Origin of the sequence: Nodosilinea sp. LEGE 07088 (assembly GCF_015207395.1) — a bacterium.
Taxonomy (GTDB): Bacteria; Cyanobacteriota; Cyanobacteriia; order Phormidesmidales; family Phormidesmidaceae; genus Nodosilinea.
Genome location: NZ_JADEWX010000185.1, coordinates 1 through 10,965 on the forward strand (window position 1 = coordinate 1; position 10,965 = coordinate 10,965).

General features: G+C 60.0%; 8 protein-coding genes and 1 pseudogene. 1 reads left to right on the forward strand and 8 read right to left on the reverse strand.

The window, feature by feature from the left end:
• From IQ254_RS26080 to IQ254_RS26115, 8 genes are all read right to left on the reverse strand, one after another.
• The coding region (locus IQ254_RS26080; protein WP_193969080.1) for a hypothetical protein at positions 1-1,862 on the reverse strand (1,862 nt) is incomplete at its 3' end.
• A gap of 148 nt (positions 1,863-2,010) precedes the next feature.
• A complete protein-coding gene (locus IQ254_RS26085) occupies positions 2,011-2,226 on the reverse strand; it encodes a DUF2839 domain-containing protein (protein WP_193969081.1) in 216 nt (71 codons plus the stop codon).
• A gap of 80 nt (positions 2,227-2,306) precedes the next feature.
• Positions 2,307-3,842 carry an ATP-dependent DNA helicase gene (locus IQ254_RS26090; protein WP_193969082.1) on the reverse strand — a complete coding sequence of 512 codons (1,536 nt, stop codon included), beginning with the start codon at positions 3,840-3,842 and terminating at the stop codon, positions 2,307-2,309.
• Positions 3,843-4,094: 252 nt separating this feature from the next.
• A complete protein-coding gene (locus IQ254_RS26095) occupies positions 4,095-4,571 on the reverse strand; it encodes a hypothetical protein (protein WP_193969083.1) in 477 nt (158 codons plus the stop codon).
• Positions 4,572-4,626: 55 nt separating this feature from the next.
• Entirely contained in the window at positions 4,627-5,301 is a 675-nt protein-coding gene (locus IQ254_RS26100; RefSeq protein ID WP_193969084.1) for a hypothetical protein, read from the reverse strand.
• Between the two features lie 142 nt (positions 5,302-5,443).
• Positions 5,444-7,774, reverse strand: a complete 2,331-nt coding sequence (locus IQ254_RS26105; RefSeq protein ID WP_193969085.1) for a DUF3769 domain-containing protein — start codon at positions 7,772-7,774, stop codon at positions 5,444-5,446.
• 255 nt (positions 7,775-8,029) lie between these two features.
• Positions 8,030-8,146, reverse strand: coding sequence for a photosystem II reaction center protein I (locus IQ254_RS26110; protein ID WP_193969086.1), 117 nt, complete (start codon positions 8,144-8,146; stop codon positions 8,030-8,032).
• 155 nt (positions 8,147-8,301) lie between these two features.
• Positions 8,302-9,522, reverse strand: coding sequence for a hypothetical protein (locus tag IQ254_RS26115; RefSeq protein ID WP_193969087.1), 1,221 nt, complete (start codon positions 9,520-9,522; stop codon positions 8,302-8,304).
• Between IQ254_RS26115 and IQ254_RS26120 the strand changes: the two are divergent.
• Positions 9,496-10,965: pseudogene (locus tag IQ254_RS26120) on the forward strand (alpha-mannosidase); the annotation flags it as partial. The gene IQ254_RS26115 and the pseudogene IQ254_RS26120 sit on opposite strands and share 27 nt — an antisense overlap.

The window sequence follows — 10,965 nt, forward strand, 5'->3', positions numbered from 1 at the left end:
GTCTCAATGCGTTCTGGCAGGGGCGATCGCCGTTGCCGAGGCCTCGGGGCTGGGGCCAGGGGGCTGGGGGTTAGCTCAGCTGCAGGAGCCAGGTCGATGGGCAAATTGTCAACATTCTCGGTTAGGGACTCGGCCGTCGCTTCCAGAACTGTCTCGGGGGTGGCAGCAGGTGTGGTGGCTCGCCGTAGAGCGCGTTGGCGAGCCTGCTCAGCCGCTGCGATCTCCCCCTGCCAACCTGCGATCGCAGCTTTGGCCTCATCGTAGAGGGCCCGCCCAGGCTTAATTCCGGTCGCTTCGGCAATGGCTTGGGAAAGCTTGCCCTCGGTGGCCAGAGAGCGAGCCCGCGCCAGCATAGGCAGGTCTTCTAGGGTTTGAATCTCCTTAGTCCAAATATAGATCCAGCCCTGGGCCTCAGGCCGGAGCGCCCGCTGTAACGTGACCCCACTGGCGACTTGAATGGCCGCTTGTAGTCCTTCAATGGTTCCTGTCTTGGTCATTTGATGGGCCTTGACCAGGTAGGGGCGATCTTCTAATCGCTCGATTTCTTGACGCCAGTGGGCCACCATTGTCTGAGCCTGTACTCGCCTTGGGTGGCCCACTGGCACCTCTGCGGCCTGATCAATAGCCGTCTTCAGCGCGCCCATGGTACGGACTTGGCCCACGGCCTGAGCCGTTTGAAAACGGGCCAGATCCCCCAAGTGACTGCGCCAGGTAGCTACGCTCGACTGAGCCTGGGGGTAGTAGGGGCTGTCGGCAGATATCCGGTTAGCCAGCACCATGGCTTGATAGAGCGTTACCACTTGGTCGGGGGATGTGCGCCAGGTCATCAGGCTTTGCTGGGCTAACTGGCGAGATTGACTCAGCCACATCAGCTCTTGGGCGACTTGGGCACGACTGGGGTTGAGGGCCGCGCTACGGCCCAGGGCGATCGCGGTATCGAGGTCTGAGGTGTACCACTTATTGAGCCCCAGCTGGAGCAATAGATCGCTCCAGCGGTTGAGGTAGGGCTGGGCATGTTTGCGGGCGTAGGTGCTGTCATCGATCTGGCTGGCGGTGCGCAGGGCGGTCTTTAGGCGATCGCTGCCGCCGGGAGCAGCGGTGGCAATCGCCTGCTCAAGCAGGGCTTGGGCGCGGCGCTCGAGGCGAATCTGCTGAGCTAGGGTCTGCACCTGCTCTACGCGCCAATAGGGATTTTCGAACTGGGCCAATGCCTGCACCTGCGTCGAGGCCGCCGACCAGTCTCTTTGCTGAAGCGCTTGCTGGGCCGTCGCGAAAATAGCCTCCCCTTGATCCCACTCAGATTGCCAGCCCTGTAGGGTCTCCTGGGCCTGGGCAAAGACTGGGCTACCAGCGGGAATGTGGCTCACTAGCGCCTGGGCTTCAGCCATGCTGCCGTTGTTTCTCAGCTCTTGCTCCGCCGCAGTTAGCACCACCCCAGACCAGCGGTCTACCAGCGGGCGCACCTCGGAGTACAGCGGGTGGCCCCAGGGCCACCCGCTAACCAGATCCAGCGCGGCCAGCACATCGGTCAATTCCCCCGACTCAGCGGCGGTTTGAGCACAAAAAAGCTGAGCGCGATCGGTAGTAGCCCCAGCCGTGCTTTCGCAGTTGGCCGTGGGCGGTAGGTTAATCAGCCATAGAAACGCGCCTAGAGCAGCACCGCTGGCGGCAAAACAGCTTAGCAAAGAAATCGTCAGCAATCGCCACGACTGACCGTTGCCACCGCGATCGCCATCGACTGCCGGGGGTATTACCTCAGTCAGGGGTAACGCCAACTCGCCGGTCTCCAGCAGTACGGGAGACCAGTCGCTGGCGCTGGAGGTACCCTGCTGAGGGCCAGTCTGATTGTGTTGGCTCAGCATATATCCGTACCCTTCCACGCGATGGTCTCCCCCTCACTCTACCTAGAATTCACGGAAGACGAAAAGCCAAGGTTACGATTTCTTTGTGAGAAAAGGGCGATCCCAGGAAATCTGCCCCAAAATATCTTGGAAGCCTTACACTTGCCCCCTAGTCAGACAGCGTCCACCAGCCCAGCCCGGGGCCAATAAACCGCAGCGTGATCCAAAACGCAATAATCACAATGATCGCACCCCAGGTGCCTCGGGTTGTCCATTGCATAAACTGCTGAGATTGCTCTTTGGTAATGGGTAGCCAGGGCAAGATAGGCTCGGCCTGACCGTATTTCTCACCTAGCTGCTCTTTGCGTCGCTTTGATTCGCCCATAGGTCTATATCGCTATGTCCTGCATGCTGGTTGGCTTTGATTAACGATAGCGAATCGAGTGCCCCCAAAGAAACCTAAGGCTATGGTCCCCACTCACGCGGCAGCGATCGCAGACAGGCGGCCGGGCTCAGCGCGTCTAAAATCTGGATGCCGTAGCTGCGGTAATGTACCCGGGTATCGAGTAGCGCCACGGCCCCCTGGTGGAGTCGAGAAGGGGCCGTCGCCCGCTGAATTTCGGTTATCGCCGTAGGAAACAGATAGAGGCGAAACCAATCTTGCCGCCGCCGTTTGTGAAAGGCCACGCGCCCCGCCACCATTGGGTTTTCTAGGGAAGGCAGCGGTAGCGTTGCCACAATTAGAAGCGCGGGGGGCGGCAGCAGCCCGCGATGCTGCCGCCAAAATTCCCAGCTGCTGACCAAGATGCTGTTGGGGCCAATCGTCTGCTGCTCTACCTGAACGCGAGAGCCAAACTCCCCCGCTAGGGCTGCGGCCAACTGACCTTTAAGGGGCAGATCATCCAGCAAAATCACCGTTGGCCCAAGTTGTTCGGGCCAGGGCACCATGAGTAAATGCCGAATTTCCTGGTGCAGCACGCTCTGAAATTGGGGGGTGTTGGGCAGTGGCAGATGGGTCGGCACATAGAGCTGAATCGCGTCGTTTTGACGGTGGGGCGTGAACTGTAGGCAGGTCAGGTCACCGAGCCCGAGCCGCTGACGAAAGTTGAGGGCTGCCGGGTCGGGGTCGAGGGCGGCCCCAATCAACACCACCGGTTGCCGAGACCACACTGTTGCCAGGGTGGCCGCCAGATCAACCGGGGCGCAGTGTAGATCCATGTGGCCGCGATCGCGATCGACGGAGAACCACAGCAGGTGATCGGGCGGGTTAAACCGCTGCCAGAAATTAGCCCACTGGGGTGGCATGGGGCCTTCATCTTGCGGCTCACCACCTGGACGGCTGGCCGTTAGCACCTGGTGGAGTCGGGCTAGCTGCTCGCTATCGCTGTCGTCTAGGGGGTAGCGATGGTAGGGATTGGTAGGGCGCTGAAAGGCGGCGTGGGTCAGGGCTACATGGGTGTCTTGAATCAGCGCCTGGTGAGCCGGATAGGACAGGGCGAGGTGATTCCAGTCGAGGGGGCTGAGCTGGACGCTGAGCTGTTGGCGCAGCCACAGCTCCAGGTTATCGGCATCGTCAATCAGGGTGGGAATGCCATCGGGGAACGCGTGATGACCGCCCAGCCGATCGCCCAACCAGGCTTTGGGCGTGGTCACCAGGATGCCGTTAAAGGCATGACCAGGCCATCGATCGCCCTGCTGTACGGGCTTATGGATATGCAGCTTTTCCTGCAGCCGAGGCAGATCCACTAGCAATATCCGCTGGGCCGTAGGGTCGGGGGCCACAATCACCGCTGGGCCAGGCCACATCATCAGGGCAATCAGGTAGCTGAGGCGATATTCTCCCTGGTAGGCCGACAAACTCCCTACCTGCAGCAGGGCACTGCGGCCCAGCCGTAGCGCCCGCGCCACCAACCTTGCCAGAGTGAGGTGATGGGGCCAACTTGGCTCTCCCCATTCCCTCAGCAGGGCGCGCAGTTGTTGGTGGACTTGGGCCTCAATCACGGGAGTTGCCAGTAACAGGTCAACAGATGAATTGCTCTAGGTAAACGAGTTGACGACGGGCTAGGTTTGGGTGTTGCCCGTCGCCGCGATGCCGCCCACTAGTAGGAGTTTATTGTCGCATAGATGACTCGCCTGATCTTTAGGGGAATCTGGCGGTTTGTGCGCTCGACGCTCGACGCCCCATAGAACTAGGCGCTCGATCTGCTCTACCCGCCAGTCAACGGGCCCTAGAGCTTATCGGCAGGCATGACTCTATTGACCCAAGGCCTGATCGAGAACCTGGCGGGCCTGCTCGGCCTGGGCACGGGCCTCCTTAAAGCGCAGGTTACTCTGGGCAAACGACTTCAGCACCTTAAAGCCCTCCTTGAGGTCGGTGACCTGAGCGTGGGTCATCGGGGCGTCGGCAAAGAGGAGATCGACCAATTGCCGCACCTGCAAGGCCTCATCCCGAGAGGCCTGGACTTTAACCTTGAGGGTGGCCAACTGGTTTAAGACCTGAATCGCCTCGACTACGGAATCTTCTTGTTGCTGCACAGTTGCGGAGGGGGTAAGGGGTTTGATTTCTACCAGCTGCTCGGCCCCGAAGCCGTCGGCCAGAGCATTGCTCAAACAGCCCTCATCGATCAGAGCGATCAGCTGGTCGAGCGCTTTTTCCCGAGCCTTAGCCGAGTCTTTGCCAGATACCGGTAAGACGAGGTCGGGGGCTTGGGCCAGAGTATATTGAACCATTGACATAGTCCGTATGTACTATCTGAGTATACGGCACATCGTCCCCCTGACACCGCTATTCACGCATGCCGCCCTTGACTACCGCCTGCAACCGCTGATGCAGCTCTGAGCCATCTTGCCGAGGCACAAAGGGTCGGATCTCGTCGGCCTGGGGCCAAATTGGGTCTAGGGAAGGCGTGAGGGGACGAAAATTAGGAATTTTCTCGCTGGAAGACTGGGGCGTTGAGATCCCAGACCCGTCATGAGGAGACGAGGGGGATGACGCAGCGCTATCCGCGCTATCGGGTGCGATCGCAGCGCTATCGGGTGCGCTATCCGCGCTATCGGGTGCGATCGCAGCGCTATCGATAGAGGGAGGTGCCGTCTCGGCAGCAGCTACCGCAGCATCGGGCTCTGCCTGGGAGACGGGTGAAGCGTCGTGACTGCCCTCACCGTAGCCTGCCGGATAAAGTAACGCCTGACCCAAAATAATCGATTCAAACTCCCGATTAAAGTGGCGAATGGGGCTCCCTCGCCGCTGCCATAGCTGCAGAATGTGGTCAATGGAGACAATTTTGTAGCGTCCCTGGTAGAGGGCTTCAGTAATAGCGTGGCTGACCCAAACTGAACCATACTGCTCTAGCCATGAGGCAATCACCGTATCGGTTGAGTAATCATTGATATCAAAGCTATAGCTGTCAAGCAGCTGATACACCGACTCAACGTCTGAAGATTGGTTGGGGTGACTCATAGTGGTTAACCCGCATGGGCCATTACTTGGCAACTTTCTTACCTTTCAGCTTAATTCTAAGTGGGTTTAACGACCACCGCCGTAAGGTTTATTACGGTTGCGAACGATTACTGGGAGCCGTTGCCATGGGAATTGGGCGACGTCACCGCACTCTCACATCGCTGGGAGTGGCCGGGTCGCTATCAAAAGGCGTGGTGCGCCCACCCCAGTCAAAAGAGCTGATGCGGAAGCCTAGGAAGCCGGTCTCCTGCTGGGGACTGTAGCTGAATAGCAGCCCGTAGGCACGACGGCGATATTCAAAGATGAGGGTGGTGTCAATGGTGCGTCCGGTATCCAGGTTAATGACGGTTTGAAAACCGGCCAAAAAGGGACCATAGATCTGTTGGGTAATACCCCCCGAGAGCACGGTTTGATCGACCGTGCGATCGAATAAGAAGGGAGACGTATCGCCGCCAATGATGTTGCGGGTAACTCCAATGTTGAACTGGGTGTAATCAAACAGATTGCGCTGCAAGCGCCCGACCTGGCCAGATAGGCCGATGCTGCCCGTGAGGGATTCTTGCAGGTCACTGCTGGTGTAGTAGGTCACAACCCCTCGCAGCCCAACTCCCAGGCCCAGGGCGGGCACCACCGGTTGGTCAGAGTAGCGCAGGCCCTCGGTTTCGGTGGCCGGCTGGGCCTGCCCCTGCCAGAGTAAGAAGTTGCGGCTGAGGCCAGCAGACCCCTGGAAGCGGTAGAGATTGGTTAGCCCAAAACCAACCCCAGGGCTGAGTAGATCAGTGCGATCGGTGTTGGCGGTAACGTACTGCCCTGACGCCTGATAGTTGAGGATTAGACCGGTGGTGCCCAAGCTGATATTGGGCGACTCTATCAACACCCCCAGGCTGCTCTGGACATCTTGAAAGCCCAGCGATCCGTTGAAGAGGCGATCGCGATAGCTGTATTCCAGGTTGAGGCGATGGGTGCCCAGCCGGTGCTGCCCCCTAAAGCTGGCCCGTAGCCGATTGTTCAGGTTGGCCAGGTCTAGCCCCGATAGGCTGAGGGTGCCGGTGACAGACGTGCGTGGCCCGAGGGGGCCGCTAACGCTCCCGGCTAGGCCAAAGTTGGCCGGATCGCCAATATTGTATTCGGAGCTGCCCAGCCAGCGCGATACCAAAAACTGCGGCGCTACCGAGATGCTCCAGGGTCCAGATGTTCTCAACGGAATGTTGCCTTCAATAAACAGGCCGTCGCGATCGCGACCATCGATGCCAATGCCCGTGGGTAGAGGGTTAAAGGCATCTGGAGGCAGTTGCCCCCGCTTGAGGATGTAGCGTCGCCTCAAGATAGGAATTGTCAACCACTGGTCAAACACCAACCGAGGCCGAGAGAATACCAGCTCATCCTCTTCTTCATTTAGGGGAGTTAGCCTGACGTCGTCGGCTCTAAACTCCAGCTCTGGGGGCGAAAATGGGTCGTTGGTGGCCCGCAGTTCTTCGGCGTACCAGCCGTCAGCATCAAAGGAGATCTGGGCGCTCTCAAATCGCAACCGCTGTACCCCCTGATCAGACTGGCCGCTTAAGAGGGTCGTGGGGTCGCCGGTGCCGGCCGCCACCCGTCCAGTGCTAGTGGCCTGAGAGATCGATGCCTGGTTTTGCAGACGGTAGTCAAGAGGGCGACCATCGCCTCGCCCCGAACCGGCAAACGGGTCAGAAAAATCGTCCTCAATGGTAGACAGCTCCAGCTCACCCCGCCCGTTTGCCACCGCACCAGCCCCCTGCAACAGGTTGTAGGTGGCAGCAGTACCTTCAATGGTTTGGTTGTTGCGGTTGAAAAAAACGTTGCCTTCAGCACGCAAACGACGGTTGGCCAGATTAACCCACATGCGATCGGCGGCAATTTGCCCCGTCCCAAACTGAATTAATACATCTCCGGTCGCGGTCACGATCTGCCGCAGGGGCTCAAACTCCTGGCGATCGGCGCGCAGCAGCACGGAGGGCGCTTCATCTGTAGAGTCCTCATCTGTAGAGTCCTCATCTGTAGAGTCCTCATCTGTAGAGTCCTCATCTGTAGAGTCCTCATCGGCAGCGTCCTCATCGGCAGCGTCCTCATCGGCAGCGTCCTCATCTGGAGGAGGTGGGTCTGCCGCGTCGTCAGGCTGATCTATCCCATTGACCTGGCCCTCAGGGGCGTTTTGCTCGAGAGCATCGCCTGCTTCAGCCTCTGGAGTGACGCTACCGGAATCTCGGGCAGGCGTCTCGAGGAAAGGTTCAGAGGCTGGGGTCGCCGCCTGGGCTAAGGGGCGCAGTAGCTCAGCTTCTGCCAGATAGATACTGCCATCGCTATCCAGTTGTGTGGCGGCCGGTGGCGAATAGAAAAAATCAGCAACAGGGGCCTCCGCTAGCCGATCGGGCCAAGCTGCCGTTGATACCAGCACAACTTCAGCCAGCTCTGGAGCCGGGGGCATAGGGGGCACAATCAGCGGCAGAGGCATGGGCTGGCGTTACCGAAACAAAAATAAAGCCCGGCAAGCGGGCTAGAGAAAGACGTTGGCTAGATAGCCCAACAGTCGATGGCAAAGCGTCTTTTCCAAGGCTTTTAAGTGCTGCAACGGACGGCAGCGTAAGACAACCGTCGTAGACCCCATAAGACGCTTTTGTTGGCGGCAGGTTCCACGGTCTGGCTGAGGGGTGGCTAACTGGGGTCAAACATCGTGACCACCCTCTAGAACCCTGCCGCCAGGATGAGCCTAATCCATATCTTGACGCCCGGGGTTGCGGGAGGGGTCGCCGCTCAAAAAGCCAAAAATAAACAGCGATACAAAAAAGGCAACCACGAGATAAACCACGATCTTAAGAGTCAGCATGAGTGAGGTCTCCAAACGGCTACACAGTAGGCGCAAGACCTGCCCCAAACAGCAACAGCATTCCACAGGTGGAAATGGCCCTGGCGCAGGACTAAGCTGGGTCTATCATATCGCCAAACGTTCGCCTCTCTTTCGCTTCTCTAAGTGCGACTCGCTTACCAATGACGCCGCAGCCAGGCCAGCACCCGCCGCAACCGGGTTTCGACCCCGTACATCAGCCAGTCTAGGCCGCGCAGCAGGGCCACAAGCGGAGAATCGATGTAGTCAACCTGGGTCACCTGGGCTTCTAACGCACCGGGGGGCTCGATCTGGGGGCGATGGGCGACCTCATCAATCCTCGCAGGGGATGGCGGTGCAGCATGGGATGCGATCGCCTGCGGTTGCCCCCCATCCTGCCAAGACCCAACAGCGGTTGACGGTCTAGGGGACATGGCCAAGGCATCCTGAGCGGCCCAGGCCACCGTCTGCTCGATCGAAGCGTCGGCGTAGAAAGACTGGGACTGGCCAGCCATGAGCGCTCTATCGCTAGGCAAACTAGTGCTTTCTAAAGGTCTCTGGTGATCAGCGTGGGGTATCTCCCCCTTACCCGGGAGGGAGGAATGCCAGCGGCTTAGGGATTGGATCGCAGCTTGCTGACTGGCCTCGCCAAACACGTTAGTGGCTGCGGCTAGGGGGCTAGTTTGCATCCACCGCAGGGCCTGGGGCAGCCATCGCAGGGGTAGCAATAATGTCGAGTTAGCTCTCGGTAACGGCAGCCAGGGCTGCTGCAAGTGTTGATTTAAGCTGTACTGTCGGCAGCCGCGCCCGTACTCTGCCATCATCAGCGCGATCGCCTGGTGCAGCCTGCCCTGCTGATGGGCAGTCAGCCCTGCAAAGATACCGTTGTCGGTGGTGACTAACACCAGTTGGCGGTTAGCTAAGTCCGAGGCGATGCCCCGGACTGGTGCCTCAATAGGGACGAGGTGCCACTGCTCCGGAGTGAGCACCGCACCGGCCTGAGACTGCTTGAGCCAGCTGCCATAGATATTCACTAGCCGTAGCCCCCCCGGTCGGCTGTCGGCAGCCGTCACCGTCGGCGGCTGAATGACCGATAACAAGGCCCGAATCGGCGTATCGGCGGCGACCAGCTCAGGCTGGGAACTGCCGCTTAATCTAGCCCAGGTTTGCCGCCAAGATTGCCCGGCCCGCAGCTGTCGGTAGCCCAACCGCAGCCCCTGTACCGCCGCATAGAGGGGGTACAGGGCCACCTGAATGCCCCACACCACTGCCGTGCGGCCCTGATGCAGCCAGCGCTCGGCGTTGTGGAACATCTGCCGATACCCGGCCCTCAGGCTGGCGATCGTTCGGCTTTGAAACGGACGCGACGAAGTCGCCATAACTCTGCCTACACTGGGGAGATTGCCCTCGATCATACCGGAGCCATGCCCCCCGCTACCGTTGCCAACCCTACTCCAGCCCAGATTTTAAACACTCTCGATCGCCTGCGTGCCCTCAGTCAGCGCGATGTGATCGGGCCCTGGCACCACAGTCTAACTGGGGCTGACGTTCCCCCTGCCGTGACCGTCTGCGGCACCTGGCCCCTCGTCACCCCGAACGATCGCCACCATATTTCCTGGCCCCAGGGCCAGATGCCTCTAGGGCTGTACCAGCGCTTTACCTGGCCCCAAACCCTCAACGGCTACCCGATTCAGGGGCTGACAGCGCGGCTGGCGCTGCGCTGGTGGGCAAACCATGCCGATATCTTTGTGGATGGCACCCACGTTCAATCCGGGGATATTTTTGACTGCTGGACACGGGTGCTGCTGACGGATTGTGTGGTGCCGGGTGAGTCGGTAGATGTGTTTCTGCATTTGCTCAGCCCGGGGCACGATGAGGGGGCGCTGGTGCAGGCCGAGCTCGTGTTTGAGGCCGAAGGCGACTGCCCAGAACCAGGGTTCGTTGCCGATGAGCTGGCGGTGTTAGCCACCTATCTTGCCCAGTACGATGCTGAACAACTGGATACTCTCAGCCGAACGCTGGCGGGAATTGCCTGGGCTGCCGTCGGCGATCGCCCCCGGTTTGATCGATCGCTGCTGGCGGTGCGAGCGGCACTCAAACCGTTTTCTCCCTGGCTGAAGCAGCGCACGGTGCGCTGCCTGGGCCATGCCCACCTCGACCTAGCCTGGCTGTGGCCGGTGCCTGAGACCTGGACCGCCGCTGAGAATACCTTTCGCTCGGTGCTAGCGCTACAGCAAGACTTTCCTGAACTCACCTTTACCCATTCTTCCCCGGCGCTGTTTGCCTGGTTAGAGCAGCACCGCCCCGCTCTATTTGCCACGATTCAGCAGCAGGTCAAGGCCGGACGCTGGGCCATTGATGCCGGGCTCTGGGTCGAGCCTGACCTCAACCTGCCGGGGGGAGAGGCGATCGCCCGGCAGATTCTCTATGGCCAGCGCTACTGTGCCGAAAAGTTTGGCAGTGAAAGCGCGATCGCCTGGCTACCCGACACCTTTGGCTTCTGCTGGCAGCTGCCCCAGTTGCTCACCCAGGGCGGCATTCGCTACTTTGCCACCCAAAAACTGAGGTGGAACGACACCAACCCCTTCCCCCACGATCTCTTTACCTGGCGGGGGCGAGACGGCACCGCGATCACGGGTGTTACCCTCCCCCCCATCGGCACCGACATTGACCCGGTCGCAATGGCCCAATACGCCTGCCAGTGGGAGGCCAATACCGGGCATGTCGAGGCCCTGTGGCTGCCCGGTGTCGGCGACCACGGCGGTGGCCCCACCCGCGACATGCTGCTCAAAGCCCAGCGCTGGACCGCCTCCCCCTTCTTC